At 59.1% G+C, this 14,739-nt stretch carries 15 protein-coding genes and 1 tRNA gene; 2 read left to right on the top strand and 14 right to left on the bottom strand.

Annotated features, from left to right (window positions below; translation table 11 throughout):
* The first annotated feature begins 54 nt into the window (after positions 1 to 54).
* Complete coding sequence (locus tag MWH26_RS10855) at positions 55 to 1,008, top strand: ferritin-like domain-containing protein (RefSeq protein WP_247974299.1); 954 nt, start codon at positions 55 to 57, stop codon at positions 1,006 to 1,008.
* A 306-nt stretch (positions 1,009 to 1,314) separates the two neighbouring features.
* A tRNA-Lys gene (locus tag MWH26_RS10850) sits at positions 1,315 to 1,390 on the top strand.
* 89 nt (positions 1,391 to 1,479) lie between these two features.
* Here the strand turns inward: MWH26_RS10850 and MWH26_RS10845 are convergent.
* The 14 genes from MWH26_RS10845 to MWH26_RS10780 all read right to left on the bottom strand — a co-directional run bounded on the left by MWH26_RS10845 (position 1,480) and on the right by MWH26_RS10780 (position 14,287).
* Positions 1,480 to 2,256: an enoyl-CoA hydratase/isomerase family protein gene (locus tag MWH26_RS10845; RefSeq protein ID WP_247974298.1), complete on the bottom strand. Its 777-nt coding sequence runs from the start codon at positions 2,254 to 2,256 to the stop codon at positions 1,480 to 1,482.
* A 142-nt stretch (positions 2,257 to 2,398) separates the two neighbouring features.
* Complete coding sequence (gene paaZ / locus MWH26_RS10840; RefSeq protein ID WP_247974297.1) at positions 2,399 to 4,450, bottom strand: phenylacetic acid degradation bifunctional protein PaaZ; 2,052 nt, start codon at positions 4,448 to 4,450, stop codon at positions 2,399 to 2,401.
* 103 nt (positions 4,451 to 4,553) lie between these two features.
* On the bottom strand, positions 4,554 to 4,967 hold the full coding sequence (locus MWH26_RS10835) for an Imm50 family immunity protein (protein WP_247974296.1): 414 nt from the start codon (positions 4,965 to 4,967) through the stop codon (positions 4,554 to 4,556).
* Between the two features lie 81 nt (positions 4,968 to 5,048).
* The gene (locus MWH26_RS10830) at positions 5,049 to 5,648 is read right to left on the bottom strand and encodes an acyltransferase (protein WP_247974295.1); all 600 of its coding nucleotides are present in this window, start codon (positions 5,646 to 5,648) and stop codon (positions 5,049 to 5,051) included.
* Positions 5,645 to 6,850: a 3-oxoadipyl-CoA thiolase gene (gene pcaF / locus MWH26_RS10825; protein ID WP_247974294.1), complete on the bottom strand. Its 1,206-nt coding sequence runs from the start codon at positions 6,848 to 6,850 to the stop codon at positions 5,645 to 5,647. The genes MWH26_RS10830 and pcaF overlap by 4 nt, the downstream gene beginning before the upstream one ends.
* 109 nt (positions 6,851 to 6,959) lie before the next feature.
* Complete coding sequence (locus tag MWH26_RS10820; protein ID WP_247974293.1) at positions 6,960 to 7,388, bottom strand: hotdog fold thioesterase; 429 nt, start codon at positions 7,386 to 7,388, stop codon at positions 6,960 to 6,962.
* Positions 7,363 to 8,544 carry a 3-hydroxyacyl-CoA dehydrogenase NAD-binding domain-containing protein gene (locus tag MWH26_RS10815; RefSeq protein WP_247974292.1) on the bottom strand — a complete coding sequence of 394 codons (1,182 nt, stop codon included), beginning with the start codon at positions 8,542 to 8,544 and terminating at the stop codon, positions 7,363 to 7,365. The genes MWH26_RS10820 and MWH26_RS10815 overlap by 26 nt, the downstream gene beginning before the upstream one ends.
* On the bottom strand, positions 8,541 to 9,320 hold the full coding sequence (locus tag MWH26_RS10810; protein ID WP_247974291.1) for an enoyl-CoA hydratase-related protein: 780 nt from the start codon (positions 9,318 to 9,320) through the stop codon (positions 8,541 to 8,543). Before MWH26_RS10810 ends, MWH26_RS10815 begins: the two co-directional genes overlap by 4 nt.
* A 176-nt stretch (positions 9,321 to 9,496) precedes the next feature.
* The gene (gene paaD, locus MWH26_RS10805) at positions 9,497 to 9,991 is read right to left on the bottom strand and encodes a 1,2-phenylacetyl-CoA epoxidase subunit PaaD (protein WP_247974290.1); all 495 of its coding nucleotides are present in this window, start codon (positions 9,989 to 9,991) and stop codon (positions 9,497 to 9,499) included.
* 159 nt (positions 9,992 to 10,150) lie between these two features.
* Positions 10,151 to 10,954 carry a 1,2-phenylacetyl-CoA epoxidase subunit PaaC gene (gene paaC, locus MWH26_RS10800; protein WP_247974289.1) on the bottom strand — a complete coding sequence of 268 codons (804 nt, stop codon included), beginning with the start codon at positions 10,952 to 10,954 and terminating at the stop codon, positions 10,151 to 10,153.
* A gap of 3 nt (positions 10,955 to 10,957) precedes the next feature.
* Positions 10,958 to 11,245, bottom strand: a complete 288-nt coding sequence (paaB, locus tag MWH26_RS10795; protein ID WP_244696628.1) for a 1,2-phenylacetyl-CoA epoxidase subunit PaaB — start codon at positions 11,243 to 11,245, stop codon at positions 10,958 to 10,960.
* Between the two features lie 190 nt (positions 11,246 to 11,435).
* Entirely contained in the window at positions 11,436 to 12,395 is a 960-nt protein-coding gene (gene paaA, locus MWH26_RS10790) for a 1,2-phenylacetyl-CoA epoxidase subunit PaaA (RefSeq protein ID WP_244696627.1), read from the bottom strand.
* A gap of 145 nt (positions 12,396 to 12,540) precedes the next feature.
* Positions 12,541 to 13,617, bottom strand: coding sequence for a 1,2-phenylacetyl-CoA epoxidase subunit PaaE (gene paaE / locus MWH26_RS10785; RefSeq protein WP_247974288.1), 1,077 nt, complete (start codon positions 13,615 to 13,617; stop codon positions 12,541 to 12,543).
* 85 nt (positions 13,618 to 13,702) lie between these two features.
* Positions 13,703 to 14,287 (bottom strand): TetR/AcrR family transcriptional regulator, encoded by a 585-nt coding sequence (locus MWH26_RS10780; protein WP_247974287.1) that lies wholly within the window; start codon positions 14,285 to 14,287, stop codon positions 13,703 to 13,705.
* Between the last annotated feature and the right edge of the window lie 452 nt (positions 14,288 to 14,739).

Below are 14,739 nucleotides of genomic sequence, written 5' to 3'. Positions count from 1 at the left end.
GCACTTGCCTGGCTTTCACCCATCAGTTCCCCACTCCCCAATTGACATTCCACCATGGATCTATTAAAACTGATTTCTGATATTGAAAAGGTTGACCCCGAAGTATACGAACGTCTAGACCCACGTCGGCGCGTTTTTCGTCACTTCGGCCTTGCAGGTAAGGCCGTGACAGCGGCCGTACTACCTGGTTTGGTAAGCGGTATTTTCCAGCGAGCCTACGGTCAGACAAGCGCCTTAACTCCCGAAATACAGGGTGTTCTGAACCTAGCCCTGAGCCTGGAGTACCTGGAGTTTTACTTCTATGACAGTGGTCTGAAGGCTGGTACCCTCATTCCGGCCACCGACCGTCCGGCGTTTGAAACTATCCGTAATGATGAATCGGGCCACATCAAGGTGCTGCGCGAGGCCCTAGGCTCAGCTGCTATTCCAGACCCAACCGTTGGTGCCTTTGATTATACGGGCGGCCGCGGCCTTATTGCCGGCCCGTTTGCTACGGTATTCACCGATTACAAGATTTTCCTGGGGGTAGCCCAATCCTTCGTGGACACCGGCGTACGGGCCTACAAAGGCGGCGCTCCGGTTTTGATGCCGAACAAGGATATTCTGGAGTCGGCCCTCAACATTCACTCAGTGGAGGCGCGCCACTCCTCCCACGTGCGCACCGTTCGGCGGGCCGTGGAAGGTGGTAATCCTAGCAACGGCACCAGCGTAGCGGGTAACCTGGCCAACCTTAATAAAATCCCCAAAAGCTGGATTTCGGGAATTGATAACGGTGGCGCTTCCCCCGACACTACGCCCTCTACGCGCCCCGTCTACGACAAAGGCAACCCCGAAGCCACCTACCCGGCGGAAAGCAACACCACCCAGGCGGGCGCTAACATCGTCAATGCTGCTGCCGGTATCACGGCGGCTGCCGCGTCTGAGGCCTTCGATGAGCCCTTGGACCCTACCACGGTGAAGAGCATTGCCCGCAACTTTGTAAAGAGCACTACTACGCTGTTTGTGTAAGACAAACCGTATGCTAATTCGCCTCCTCCTGACTTATTTGTCTGGCTTCCAAGAAGCATGGACACAAGCAGGGGGAGGCGTTTAGCGTATTATTAAGCAGCTGAGCGCCGAGCTACGGTATGTTCTGTTAACCTATCTAAAGTCATTTGGCTAACACAATGCAAAAAATGTTTGCTTGACTATGAGGTAGTTAATAGCTACCGCTGAATATTTTCAGCTGAATCTAAGGTGCCAAGTTGCAGGTAAGATTCTTGTCGTGTAATTTTGCACTCCCTTCCGAAAAGCATCGGCCAACGGTAGGGAAATGATTCTGTAGCTCAGCTGGTAGAGCAATACACTTTTAATGTATGGGTCCTGGGTTCGAATCCCAGCGGGATCACCAAAACCCCTCACTACGCACTGCAGTGAGGGGTTTTTCTTTGTTAGCGGTTAGGTCCGAATACTACCTCAGCAGCGGACAAGCTAGTGAAGCTACTTAGCCTTGAACTGCTGGATAGCCTGCCGGGTGAACTCCGAGAGTACCAGCCGACCGCTGATGGCGGCCCGCTCTACCAGTAGCTGGTCCCAGTGCTCGGTGCCCGCCCAGATAACGCGCTTCAGGTCCGTCAGGGCCTCGGGGTTGTAGGCGGCTAGCTTACGGGCAAAGGCCTGCACGGCGGCATCCAGGGCTTCTTCTGAGTCCAGCACTTCGGCGTAGAGGCCGCGTTCCTGGGCCCAAGTGGCCGAGCGAAACTCTGCGGCATCTAGGGCTAGCTGGGCGTAGGCCGCCACGCCAATCTTGCGCTCCACGGCTGGGCCTACCACAAACGGCCCGATGCCCACCACCAGCTCACTGAGCTTAACCGAGGCTTGGGAGGTAGCAAAGCAGTAGTCGGTAGCAGCCGCTACGCCCACGCCGCCGCCAATGGCCTTGCCCTGCACCCGGCCAATAATGATTTTGGGGGAGGTGCGGCAGGCGTTAATCACCTTCGCAAAGCCCGAGAAAAATTCCAGCCCCTGGGCTTCGTTTTCAATAGCAATCAGCTCATCGAAAGAGGCGCCGGCGCAGAAGGTCTTGGCACCTTCGCTTTTTAGAATGATGACCTTCGTATCAGTCTGCTGGCCAATCTGTGTGATAGTGTCGGCTAGCTTGGTGAGCAGTGCGCCGGGCAGGGAGTTGTGGCTGGGGTGAAAGAAGCTGATGGTGGCAATGCCTTCCGGAGTAGTGTGAGTAGTTACGTGGCCGGCAGTGAGAGTAGTAGTGCTCATGGGAATATGTAAACGGTAGTACTATAGCCCGTCATCCTGAGCCCTGCGCAGGACCTTATCATCTCAGCACGAATCTGTCCAACGACTCGTTCGTGCGTGACAAGGCCCTGCGCAAGGCTCAGGATGACGGGCAACGAAATGCTTATGCTTGCTCCTTTTTCTTTACCATCGTCAGGATGGTGGCTACGGCTACGGTTTCGCCGGTTTCGTCCGAGACGTCCACGAGCCAGCGCACGATGCCTTTGGCCACGTCCTGCTCGTCGCGCTTCTCCTGGCCGATTTTCTCCTTTACCGTCAGCTTCACCCCGATGGTCATGCCGGGGTACACGGGCTTGGTGAAGCGGCACTCATCGAGGCCGTAGTTGAGTAGTACCGGGCCCTTGCGCGGGTCCACGAACATGCCGGCGGCCTTGCTCAGGATGTAGTAGCCGTGGGCTACCCGGCCCGTAAACAGCGTACCTTCCAGGGAGGTAGCATCGACGTGGGCGTAGAAATTGTCGCCGGAAACCTGGGCGAAGCTGGTAATGTCCGACTCCGTGACGGTGTGGCGGTGGGTGGTGTAGGTCTGCCCGATTTCCAGCTCCTCGAAGTAATGCTGGAAAGGGTGTTTATCGCGCTCCGTCTGCCGGGCTTTAGGCTGATACACCTCCGTAATGGCCGTAATCATGCTGGGAGAGCCTTGGATGGCCACGCGCTGCATGAAGTGCTCTACGCCGCGCATGCCGCCCATTTCCTGCCCGCCGCCCGCGCGGCCGGGGCCGCCGTGAATGAGCAGGGGGAGGGGCGAGCCGTGGCCGGTGCTTTCTTTAGCTACCTCTTCGTTGATAACCAGAATGCGGCCGTGGTGGGTGGCTGCGCCCAGCACAAACTCCTGGGCCGTGCGCGGGTCGTTGGTGGCCACGGAGCACACCAAGGAGCCCTTGCCCATGTTGGCGAGAGTAATGGCCTCGTCGAGGTTTTTGTAGGGCATGAGGGTTGCCACGGGCCCGAAGGCCTCTACCTCGTGGGAGTCGGTGAACTTGAAGGGCTCCGGGTTCAGCAGCACAATCGGCGACATGAAGGCGCCGGTTTTGCAGTCACCGCCAATCACCTGCACGTTGTCCAGGTCGCCGTACACGATGGGTGTGTTCTTGGCTAGCTCGCGCACTTGCTGCCGCACGCGGTTGGCCTGGGTCATGTTCACCAGCGCGCCCATGCGCACGCCCTCCGCCTGCGGGTGGCCGACGGTGGTCTGGGCCAAGGCCTTGCCGAGGGCAATCTGCACGTCCTCCAGCAGGTTTTCGGGCACAATGGCCCGGCGGATAGCCGTGCATTTCTGCCCCGCTTTGGCCGTTATTTCCTTGCGAATTTCCTTGATAAACAAGTCAAACTCCACGGTGCCCGGCACGGCATCGGGTCCCAGCACGGCCGCGTTCAGCGAGTCGGCTTCCATGGTGAAGGGCACGGCCTCGGTGATAATGCGCGGGTGGGCCCGCAGCTTACGGCCAGTTTCGGCTGAGCCGGTAAAGGTCACGACATCCTGGTAGGTGACGTGGTCCAGAATGCCCTGGCCCGTGCCGCACACCAGTTGCAGTGCGCCTTCCGGCAGTATTTTGGAAGCAATGATTTCGCGTACTACGGCTTCGGTGAGGTAGGCGGTAGGCACGGCTGGCTTGATGATGGCCGGCATGCCGGCCAGCAGGTTCACGGCAATCTTCTCCAGCATGCCCCAAATGGGGAAGTTATAGGCGTTGATGTGCACCGCTACCCCTTCTTTGGGCACCATGATGTGGTGGCCCATGAAGTTGCCGGCCTTAGACAGTGCAATCGGGTCCGACTCCACGTAGAACGGCTTATCGGGGAATTTGCGGCGCAGGGAGGCATTGGCAAATAGGTTGCCGATGCCACCTTCAATGTCAATCCAGGAGTCGGCGCGGGTGGCACCGCTGCGGTAGCTGAGGGTGTAAAAGTCTTCCTTCTTGCTGTCGAGGTGCAGGGCCAGGGCCTTAATCATGCGGCCCCGCTCATGGAAGGTCATCTTGCGCAGGGCCGGGTTGCCGGTGCGGCGGGCGTAGTCGAGCATGCCGGCGTAGTCGAGGCCTTCGCCATTGGCAATGGCAATGACTTCGCCAGTGGAGGCGTCGTGCAGCTCGTGCTGCTCGCCCGAGCCAGCCGTCCAGCGGCCCATCACGTAGTTTTCGAGGGTAGGAGTCATATAACTAGGGTAGGAAGGTAGGAGGGTTGGGAGGCAGTGAGGGTTGGGAGGCAGTGAGGGGTAGGAGAGGGAAGCTATTGGTGGCTACGGTGCCGAAGCATCTTTACTGCTGCGTTGGGGTTAAGCTCAGTACCAGTACTTCCTCAGCGACGATAGATGCATCTAATCCAGCAGAGGAATCGAACGTGCATTCGATGTTGCTTCCAACTTCTTCGAATGTGAGTTCAAAAATGACGTTTTGCTGGCTGAAGTAGCCGAAGGTCATTTCTTGTATGCCAGTAAGTTGAATTTCTATATCACAATGCTTTGTGAGTTTGTAGTGGCCACTTTTATCCACTTCGTTAGTTATCTCGAAAGCAGCAATTACAAACGTTATTGAGGTCCGATAACCAGGATGAGCTTCAAAGGTCACCTTAGTGATTTCAGCGTCATGAAAGTCGGGCCAGTAGCCAAAGTGCTCACGCACGATTTCAGCATTGACTATCCGGCTGATGGCTGGACTTTCTGTTTTGCTCATAAGTATTAATAGTGCTTTAAAATACCAAATGAAGCGGTAGAGATGCTTCGCGGGGCTCAGCATGACGTTCTATTTGCAAAACTACCCGTCCGCTTTGCGTTCGGCCCAGGTCTGGTAGCTGGCTTGCTGCACCGCGCGGTCGGCGGGGACTTCGCGCAGGGGTTCGCAGGGCTGCAGGGTGGCGTGCAAGTCGGCGGGAAGCTGCATGTAGATACGGGTGCCTTCGGTTTTCCAGGCCAGCATGTCGTCGCTTACTTGCCGGATGATCTTGTGCGGGTTGCCGACTACCAGGCTGCGCGGCGGAATAACTTCATCGGCCTTGATAAAGCTCAGGGCCCCGATGATGCTTTCGTCGCCGATTTCCACCCGGTCCATGAGCACGGCGTTCATGCCCACCAGCACGTTGCGGCCCACCGTGGCGCCGTGAATAATGGCGCCGTGGCCGATGTGGGCCATTTCCTTGAGCCAGGTGGTAGTGCCGGGAAACATGTGCACGGTGCAATTTTCCTGCACGTTGCAGTTATCCTCGATGATGATTTGGCCCCAGTCGCCGCGAATGGCCGCGCCGGGCCCGATGTACACATTGCGGCCGATGATGACGTTGCCTGTCACGGCGGCCTGCGGGTGCACATACGCCGACTCGTGCACTACCGGAACAATGCCGTTGAACGAGTAGATCATACCTTTTCGATGATGGCCGCGTAGCCCTGCCCCACGCCCACGCACATGGTTACGAGGGCGTAGCGCTTGTTCTGCTTGTGCAGCTCCAGGGCGGCCGTGTTCAGGATGCGGGCCCCACTCATGCCCAGCGGGTGGCCCAGGGCAATGGCGCCACCGTTGGGGTTAATGCGCGGGTCGGAGCCTTCCAGCCCCAGGCCCCGCACGCAGGCCAGGGTTTGGGCCGCAAAGGCCTCGTTGAACTCAATCAGGTCGATTTGGTCGAGGGTGAGGCCCGCCTTTTTCAGGGCCTGCTGCGAGGCCGGTACCGGCCCAATGCCCATGGTGCGCGGCTCCACGCCCGCTACCCCCATGCTCACGATACGGGCCCGGGGCGTGAGGTTATGCTGCTTGATTCCTTCTTCCGAAGCCAGCAACAAGGCCGCCGCCCCGTCATTCAGGCCCGAGGAGTTGCCAGCCGTTACGGAGCCGTTCTTGCGAAAGGCCGGCCGGAGTTGGGCCAGCCCCTCCAGGGTAGTGTTTGACTTAATAAACTCGTCCTGAGCAAACAGCACCGGCTCGCCCTTACGCTGGGGAATGGGCACGGGCACGATTTCCTCGGCGAAGCGGCCGGAGTCGCGGGCCCGGCCGGCGCGCTGGTGCGACTCGTACGCAAACTGGTCTTGGTCCTGGCGGCTGATGTGGTACTGGTCTACCAGGTTTTCGGCCGTTTCACCCATGGCGTCGGTGCCGTAGAGTTCTTCCAGCTTGGCATTCACAAAGCGCCAGCCGAAGCTGGAATCGTACATTTGAGAGTCGGTACCGAACGCTTTACTCGGCTTCGACATGACGTAGGGCGCGCGGGTCATGCTCTCGACCCCACCCGAAACGAACAAGTTCCCGTCGCCGCTCTGGATGGCGCGGGCGGCGGCAATGCTGGCTGAGAGGCCCGAGGCGCACAGGCGGTTCACGGTTTCGCCGGGCACGGAGGTTGGTAGGCCCGCCAGCAGCAGGGCCATGCGGGCCACGTTGCGGTTGTCTTCGCCGGCTTGGTTGGCGCACCCCAGAATGACATCGGCAATAGCGGCCGGATCAACCGAGGAATTGCGTTTCAGGAGTTCTTGTATGACGAGCGCCGCCAAGTCATCGGGCCGGACGGCGGCCAGGGTGCCGCCGAAATTGCCGATGGGAGTCCGGATACCGTCAATAATATAGGCTTGGGTCATGAGATGGTGAACTAGTGAGGTGGTGAAATGGCGAGTTTAATGTTCTGGTGGCGTGTGTGAATCTGGCAGCATATGGCTGTCAAACTCACCATTTCACCACCTCACCATGTCACAATATTTCCGTGCTGGTGCGGTAGGCCGTGCCTTTGAACAGGGCCAGGACCACGCCGTGCTGGTTAGTGGCGCGGACTTGGTACACGCCTACTTTGTGCTTGAGACTTTCCTCGCGGGCATCCACGGTAATCACGTCGCCGAGTTTGCCGGCCTCCAGGTAGTCAATCGTGACGGTGAGGCCCACGCTCTGGCGGCCGTGGCTGTTGCAGGCGAAGGCCGCATCGGCGGCCGCGAAGGTGACGCCCCCGTGCAAGACCGCAAAGCCGTTGAGCATGTCGGGGCGCACCGTGAAGTGCAGGCGGCAGTAGCCGGGCCCAACTTGTTCTACCGCCAGTCCCAGCAGCTGGCTGAACGCGTCGTGCCGGAGCATCCGTTCCTGCACGGCTTCGGCGGTAGTACTAGCGGTGGTTTCCGGCTGCTTCATGCTGAAAGAAGGTTTGGCCAGCCTTTACCATGCGGCGCAGGAGCGGACTGGCCCGGTAACGGTCCTCGTGGTACTCCTCATACAGGCCATCGAGGGTAGCCAGCACGGTAGCGGGGCCGAGTTCATCGGCCCAGGCTAGCAGACCTTTGGGGTAGTTCACGCCCTTGGTCATGGCCAGTTCCAGGTCGTCCTTCGAGGCCACGTTCAGGGCCAGCGCATCCGCTGCTTCATTGATGAGCATGGCCAGAATGCGGTTAAGTACCTGGCGGCCCAGCGCTTCGTCGCGGGTGGGTTCCGGCTGCACGGCATCGGCCGCGTAGCTGTAGAAACCCCGGCCCGACTTCCGGCCGTAGTAACCGGCCTCGAACAAGCGCTTCTGGGAAAAAGAAGGTTTGTAGCGCGGATCGAAGAAAAAGGACGTGAACACCGACTCCGTGACGCGGTAGTTCACGTCGTGGCCGATAAAGTCCATGAGGGCAAACGGGCCCATGCGGAAGCCGCCCAGCTCGGTCATGGCCCAATCGATGGTCGCCATATCGGCCAGGCCTTCTTCCAGAATTCGGATGGCCTCCCCGTAGAAAGGTCGCGCCACGCGGTTCACAATAAAGCCTGGCGTATCCTTGGTTAGTACCGGCAGTTTGCCCCAGCTTCGCACCAAGTCGCGCACCTGTTCGGCCAACCCGGTGCGCGTTTGCACGGCCGGAATTACTTCCACCAGCTGCATAAGGGGGGCCGGGTTGAAGAAGTGAATGCCGATGAAACGCTCAGGCCTCTGGCAGGCGGCGGCAATGGAGGCAATGGACAGCGAAGAGGTGTTGCTGGCCAGAATGCACGTTTCCGACACGAGCAATTCCACTTCCTTGAACAGTTGCTGCTTCACGCCCAGGTCCTCTACCACGGCCTCCAGCACCAACTCACAGTCCTGAAAAGTGCCGATGTCTTCCGTTAGGTGCAGGCGCGCGAAGATGGCCGCCGCCATTTCAATGGTCAGCTTGCCCTTTTCCGCCAGCTTGTCGAGGCCACCCTGAATGGATTTGCCGGCGCGTTGCAGGGCCTGGGTGTTCTGGTCGAGGAGGCGCACGGTGTGGCCCGCGGTGGCTACTACTTGGGCAATGCCCGCGCCCATGGCCCCACTCCCGATAATGCCGATAATCATTGGCCCGTGAAGCTAGGTTGACGTTTTTCCAGGAAGGCGGCTACCCCTTCGCGGTAGTCAGAGGTGCTGCCGGCCCGGAGTTGGAAGTCGGCTTCGTAGCGCAATTGCTGGGTTAGGTCGTTGCTGAACGACACGTTCAGGAGCTGCTTGGTGTAGGCCAGGCCTTTGGTGGGCATGGCGGCCAGCTTCTGCACCAGCGCCCGCGCTTCCTGCTCAAACGACTCGTCGGGGAAGGTTTTGTAAATCATACCCATCTGCACTGCTTCCGGCGCCGAAACCTTGTCGCCGGTCATCATTAGCGCAGATGCCCGCTGCAGCCCGATGAGGCGGGGCAGGAAAAAGGTGCCGGCGCTGTCTGGAATCAAGCCAATCTTGCTGAACGCCTGAATAAACGAAGCCGATTCCTTGGCCACCACAATGTCGCAGGCCAGGGCCAGGTTGGCGCCCGCCCCGGCCGCTACGCCATTCACGGCCGCCACTACCGGCTTATCCAGGGCCCGAATCAGCTCCACAATCGGGTTATAAAGCTTCTCCACAATTTCCGCTACCTCCGGGCTATCCGGACCGGTGATTTCCGCCAGATCCTGGCCCGCGCAGAAGGCTTTGCCGGTGCCCGTGAGCAGCACGGCGCGCACCGCCGGGTTCTGCTGGCATTCGCGCAAGTGCTGCTGCAAGGCCAGCGCTACCTCTTTGTTAACGCTATTGAAAACCTGGGGCCGGTTAAAGCAGATAGTGGCAACGCCGCCATCGAGGGAAAAGAGCAGGGAGTCGTTCATGTAGAGCCTCACGGTTGCCTCACCCCCTAGCCCCCTCTCCGGGGGTGAGGGAGAACTAGCTGCTAGTTTTCTAGGCTAGTTTCTGGAATGAGCGAGGTGAGTAGGTTTAAGGTTAGAAAAACTAAAAGGCTAGTTCTCCCTCTCCCCCGGAGAGAGGGCTAGGGGGTGAGGCCAGCTTAGGCGTGGCATTTGAAGTAGTCGAAGGGCTCCAGGCAGTCGTCGCACTGGTAGTGGGCTTTGCAGGCGGTAGACCCGAATTGGCTAACCAAGTGGGTGCGCTCCGACTTGCAGAGCGGGCAGCGCACGGCCGTATCGGCCCCGAACAGGTTGAGCATGTGGCCAGTGGCGGTGCCATCTACGGGCGGAGCAATGCCGTATTCTTCTAACTTGTGGCGGCCGGCGGCGCTCATCCAATCGGTGGTCCAGGCGGGGCTGAGCTGGTTGTGGATGTGCAGCTTGGTGATGCCCTCGGCCAGCAGCCGCAGCCGGATTTCAGTGGCAATGGTGTTCATGGCCGGGCAGCCGGAGTAGGTCGGCGTAATGGTGACGTGAACTTCTTCATTTTCCATCCGCACCGCGCGCACAATACCCAAGTCCAGGATGCTGAGCACGGGCACTTCCGGGTCGGAAACGTCTTCCAGCAGCTGCCAGATGTGCTCTTCGGTGGGCATAAGTAGTGTAATGATGAAGTGAATAGGTTGCTTCGCAAAACAGCTGTAGAGACGCGACACTTCGCGTCTCAATCGTTGCTGACGTTGTTTAGTCAGTACTGTTCTAATTGAGTCATTCAACGAGGAGACGCGAAGTGTCGCGTCTCTACAGCTGTTCGGCTACCACTGCAGGCCGGGGTAAGTGCGCTGTAGGTACTGCAGCTCGGCCAGCAGGTAGCCCAGGTGCTCGGAGTGGCGGCCATCTTTGCCGCCTTTCTGCATGAACACGCCTTGGGGTACCGGCAAAGTAGCTTCCTCGAACACGCGAGTTACGTGGGTGTCTATCTGCTGCTGGATGGGGGCGTAGTCGGGTAGGAGGCCGGCGGCTTGCAGGGCTTTTTCGGTGGCTGAAGGAGTCGTCAGCTCCCCGGCGTAGCGCCAGAGGTTGCTAATAGCTTTTTCCACCCGGCGGCGGCTTTCCTCGGTGCCGTCACCCAGACGAATCACCCACTCCGAGCTCCACTTGATATGGTAGGCGGCTTCCTTCACCGACTTCTCGGCAATGGCCGCCAGTTGCGCGTCCGGCCCCGATTTCAGCTGAAGTAGCAAGTGGTAGTGGAAGCAGTCGTAGATGAACTGCCGTACGATGGTGCTGGCGAAATCCCCGTTGGGTTGCTCCACCAGCAAGGGGTTGCGGTACTCCACGGCGCTGCGCAGGTAGGCCAAATCGTCCTCGGTGCGGCCCTTGCCTTCCAGCTCGGCGGCGTATTGGTAGTAACTGCGGGCCTCGCCCAGCAAGTCCAGGGCAATGTTGGCCATGGCCAGGTCCTGCTCCAGAATGGGGCCGTGCCCGCACCACTCGGAAAGGCGGTGAGCCAGAATCAGGCTGGTATCGGCTAGCTGCAGCACGTAGGCAAACAGCTGGGTTTGGGTTTCGGGGGAAGCAGCAGTCGGGGTTGGCGCGGGCATCGGAGAGTCCGTCATCGGTTACATGTGCTTGATGGAATCCGGCACCTGGTAGAAGGTCGGATGGCGGTAGATTTTGTCGTTGGCCGGCTCGTAGAAAGCGGCCGAATCGTCGGGGTTGGAGGCGTGCACGTGCTGGCTCTCCACCACCCAGATGCTGACGCCTTCGAGCCGGCGCGTGTACACGTCGCGGGCGTTTTGGATGGCCATTTCGGCGTCGGCGGCGTGGAGACTACCCACGTGCTTATGGTCGAGGCCCTGCTTGCTGCGGATGAAAACTTCCCACAGCGGCCATTCTTTTTGGGACATAAATTGGGAGGGCGTGAGGGTAGGAGGGTAAGAGTTGAGGAGGGGAAAGGAGGTAGGGAATAGATGCCCCAGAAATTATCCGTCCTGCTGAGTTTGCCGAAGCATTTCGCGGGCTGACGCTGGGTGGGAACATCAGCATTCAAGCAAAATGCCCCGACAAGCCCAGCAGGACGGGTGATGCGAGGGTGCGTTAGGCGGCTACGGCGGTGGCGGCTTCGCGCTGCTTGCGTTTCTCGGCGTGGGCCAGGGCGGCTTCCCGCACCCAGGCGCCTTCCTCGTGGGCCTGTACGCGGGCCTGCAGGCGCTCCTGGTTGCACAGGCCGTTGCCCTTCACCACGTTCCAGAACTCTTCCCAGTCCACGTCGCCGAAGTCGTAGCCCTGCTTGGCCTCGTTCCACTTCAGGTTGGGGTCGGGCACCGTGAGGCCCAGAAACTCGGCCTGGGGCACCATCATGTCCACGAACTTCTGGCGCAGCTCGTCGTTGGTGAAGCGCTTAATGCGCCAGTTCATCGACTGGGCCGTGTTCGGCGACTCCGAATCCTTGGGGCCGAACATCATCAGCGTGGGCCACCACCAGCGGTTGAGGCCTTCCTGAGCCATGGCCTTCTGCTCCGGCGAGCCTTCGCACAGGGTCTGCATGATTTCAAAGCCCTGGCGCTGGTGGAAGCTTTCCTCCTTGCACACGCGCACCATGGCGCGGGCGTATGGACCGTAAGAGGTGCGGCAGAGCGGCACCTGGTTCAGGATGGCGGCCCCATCTACGAGCCAGCCCACGCAGCCCATGTCGGCCCAGCTGAGGGTAGGGTAGTTGAAAATGCTCGAATACTTGGCTTTGCCGGAGTGCAGGTCGGCCAGCATTTGGTCGCGGGAAGCACCCAGGGTTTCGGCGGCGGAGTAGAGGTAGAGGCCGTGGCCGGCTTCGTCCTGCACCTTGGCCAGCAGAATGGACTTGCGCTTAAGTGAAGGAGCCCGCGTAATCCAGTTGCCTTCCGGCAGCATGCCCACCAGCTCGGAGTGCGCGTGCTGGGAAATCTGCCGGATCAGGGTTTTGCGGTAGGCATCGGGCATCCAATCCTTGGGCTCAATACGCACATCCGCGTCAATGCGGGCCTGAAACTGTTCTTCCTGGGTGAGTTCTAGCGTTTCCATGCCTTCTTAACAAAGCTTAACTAACATTCGTTAGTTAAATGTAAGGAAAAAGTTGAGTTATCATTCCGACGCAGGAGGAATCTGGGTTATTTACAAGGAACTGACCCAAATTCCTCCTGCATCGGAATGACAGTTCTAGTGTGTTCTATTGGTCGAAATCCACCGTAACCTTTTCGGAGGTGGGGCGGGCCTGGCAGGAAAGGACGTAGCCTTTCGCTACTTCGGTGTCGGAAAGGGAGTAGTTCACGTCCATTTCTACGGTGCCTTCCGTGATACGGCAGCGACAGGTGCTGCACATGCCGTTTTTGCAGGAATAGGGCGCATCGGCGCCGGTTTCGAGCAGGGCATCCAGAATCGTGTCGCCGTAGTACGACATTTCCAGGATGCGCTTGGTACCTTCCAACTGCACGGTTACCTGGCTGTGCTTGTCGTCCTCGCCGGCGGGGCGCTGGGCCTGGCGGGCGGCCCGCTGGGCGCTGCCGGCGGAGGCGAACATTTCGAAGTGTACTTTTTCCAGTGCTACCCCGGCTTCGGCCAGCACGTCCTTCACATCGTTGATCATCTCCTCCGGGCCGCAGATAAAGCACTCGTCAATTGCGCGGGCGGGTACAATTTTGTCAAGGAACAGGCGGGCCTTCTCGGCGTTGATGCGGCCGAACAGCAGGTCGGTGTCGCCCTGCTCGCGGCTGAGGATGTGGTAGACGCTGAGGCGGTTCAGGAAGCGGTTTTTCAGGGCCTCAATTTCCTCCTTGAAGATGATGGAGTTGCGGCCCCGGTTGCCATAAATCAGGTACACCCGGCTGTTGGGCTCGGTCAAGAGCACCGTTTTGATAATGGACATGACCGGGGTAATGCCCGAACCCGCCGCAAATAGTACGTAGAGTTTCTGCTGCTCTGGGTGCACTTCGGTGTAGAAATGACCCATCGGCGGCATTACTTCCAGTTCTTCGCCTACCCGCAGCTGCTCCACGGCCAGGGAGGAAAACCGACCTTCCGGCACTTTCTTGATGGCCACGCGCCACTCGTTTTCCAGGGGGCTGCTACAAATGGAATAGGAGCGGCGCAACTCCTCCCCGTTGTGCTCCCGCCGGAACGTTAGGTACTGGCCTTGGGTGAATTTGAACGTCTCGCGCAGGTCGGCGGGCACGTCCAGAGACACGCTCACGCAGTCCGGGGTTTCCCGAACGATGCTCTTGATTTTGACTTTATGAAAACGGCTCATGATACTTTGCTATTCGCTGCGGGCTGTTGGCTGTTAGCTTTCGTTGGCCTGGTAGGCTAACTGCTAATGGCTCACAGCCAGTAGCTTATTTTCTTTCCAGCCCCGTTAGGAGCATGGTAACAATATTGGCCTCTAGCTCCTCGGCTGACAGCTCGCGGCCGGGGCGGTACCAGAGTTCCACCCAGCGCACGGCCGAGAGAATCGTGAACAAGGCCACCGACACGTTGACGGGCTGAAACTCGCCGGCGGCAATGCCTTGCTCAATCAGGGCCGCAAAGCCTTTTTCGTACTGCTTGCGGGCGTCTTTGAACGCCTTGAGGGCCGGCTCGGGGAGGTACTTCCAGTCGTGGTTAGCCACGGATACGGCCGCTCCGTCCTCAATCATGAGGCGGATGTGCAGGCAAATCAGCGCCTTAATCTTCTCGACATAAGGGGCCTGCGTGGCCTCAATTTCGGCCAGCTGGGAAATGTAAGTGCTCGACACCCGAAAGCAGATCAGCTCCAGAATCTCGTCCTTGGACTTGATGTGGTTGTACATGCTGGCCGCTTCAATGCCGACTTCGCCGGCCAGGTCGCGCATGGAAGTGCCGCCGAAGCCTTTCTGTTTGAACAGTTTAGCGGCTTCTTCCAGAATTAGCTGGCGCTTATTGGTTTTGCGGGTCGTAATCATGGGTGGGAAGGAAGGGAAGGTCAGTAGCCGTACGCCAACGGCCTGTTAAAGATTACGCAAATCCGTGGCGCCGCTCAACTTTTCGCCCTCGCGACGGGGAAGCTCGCGCAGACCCGACATGCAGGCCTGCCCACCGAACGTGGTTTGGCCTTTATATGCTAGACAAACGCGTCCCGCGGCGGCTTCAACGTGCCGCTACACGCTGTTAGCCGCCAACCTGTCCCAAGGTAGTAGTTAATTATCACAAACGAATGTTTGTTAGTGCGCAATGCAAGATATCTTTCAGCACTGTCCTCCCGCTCACTTATAAGTAGCCGAGCGCATCTCAGCCGTGCAAGCGTAGTAGAGTCTTCAAAACGATAACCCAGAGTAGGGCCTACTAGTCTGGGTATTTAGCCAGACAAAAATACCGTCATGCCGAGGCGCCGCCGAAGCATCTCGCGTGCAGTCGT

It is taken from the genome of Hymenobacter sublimis, from assembly GCF_023101345.1.
Taxonomy (GTDB): Bacteria; Bacteroidota; Bacteroidia; order Cytophagales; family Hymenobacteraceae; genus Hymenobacter; species Hymenobacter sublimis.
This window is presented reverse-complemented; position numbering and strand designations above follow the sequence as displayed.

What these genes read in the sequence shown, in the direction of transcription:
- MWH26_RS10855 (WP_247974299.1), top strand. Translation starts at nt 55, where the DNA reads ATGGATCTATTAAAACTGATTTCTGATATTGAAAAGGTTGACCCCGAA.
- MWH26_RS10845 (WP_247974298.1), bottom strand. Translation starts at nt 2,256, where the DNA reads ATGAGCACTACTACTCTCACTGCCGGCCACGTAACTACTCACACTACT.
- paaZ (WP_247974297.1), bottom strand. Translation starts at nt 4,450, where the DNA reads ATGACTCCTACCCTCGAAAACTACGTGATGGGCCGCTGGACGGCTGGC.
- MWH26_RS10835 (WP_247974296.1), bottom strand. Translation starts at nt 4,967, where the DNA reads ATGAGCAAAACAGAAAGTCCAGCCATCAGCCGGATAGTCAATGCTGAA.
- MWH26_RS10830 (WP_247974295.1), bottom strand. Translation starts at nt 5,648, where the DNA reads ATGATCTACTCGTTCAACGGCATTGTTCCGGTAGTGCACGAGTCGGCG.
- pcaF (WP_247974294.1), bottom strand. Translation starts at nt 6,850, where the DNA reads ATGACCCAAGCCTATATTATTGACGGTATCCGGACTCCCATCGGCAAT.
- MWH26_RS10820 (WP_247974293.1), bottom strand. Translation starts at nt 7,388, where the DNA reads ATGAAGCAGCCGGAAACCACCGCTAGTACTACCGCCGAAGCCGTGCAG.
- MWH26_RS10815 (WP_247974292.1), bottom strand. Translation starts at nt 8,544, where the DNA reads ATGATTATCGGCATTATCGGGAGTGGGGCCATGGGCGCGGGCATTGCC.
- MWH26_RS10810 (WP_247974291.1), bottom strand. Translation starts at nt 9,320, where the DNA reads ATGAACGACTCCCTGCTCTTTTCCCTCGATGGCGGCGTTGCCACTATC.
- paaD (WP_247974290.1), bottom strand. Translation starts at nt 9,991, where the DNA reads ATGCCCACCGAAGAGCACATCTGGCAGCTGCTGGAAGACGTTTCCGAC.
- paaC (WP_247974289.1), bottom strand. Translation starts at nt 10,954, where the DNA reads ATGACGGACTCTCCGATGCCCGCGCCAACCCCGACTGCTGCTTCCCCC.
- paaB (WP_244696628.1), bottom strand. Translation starts at nt 11,245, where the DNA reads ATGTCCCAAAAAGAATGGCCGCTGTGGGAAGTTTTCATCCGCAGCAAG.
- paaA (WP_244696627.1), bottom strand. Translation starts at nt 12,395, where the DNA reads ATGGAAACGCTAGAACTCACCCAGGAAGAACAGTTTCAGGCCCGCATT.
- paaE (WP_247974288.1), bottom strand. Translation starts at nt 13,617, where the DNA reads ATGAGCCGTTTTCATAAAGTCAAAATCAAGAGCATCGTTCGGGAAACC.
- MWH26_RS10780 (WP_247974287.1), bottom strand. Translation starts at nt 14,287, where the DNA reads ATGATTACGACCCGCAAAACCAATAAGCGCCAGCTAATTCTGGAAGAA.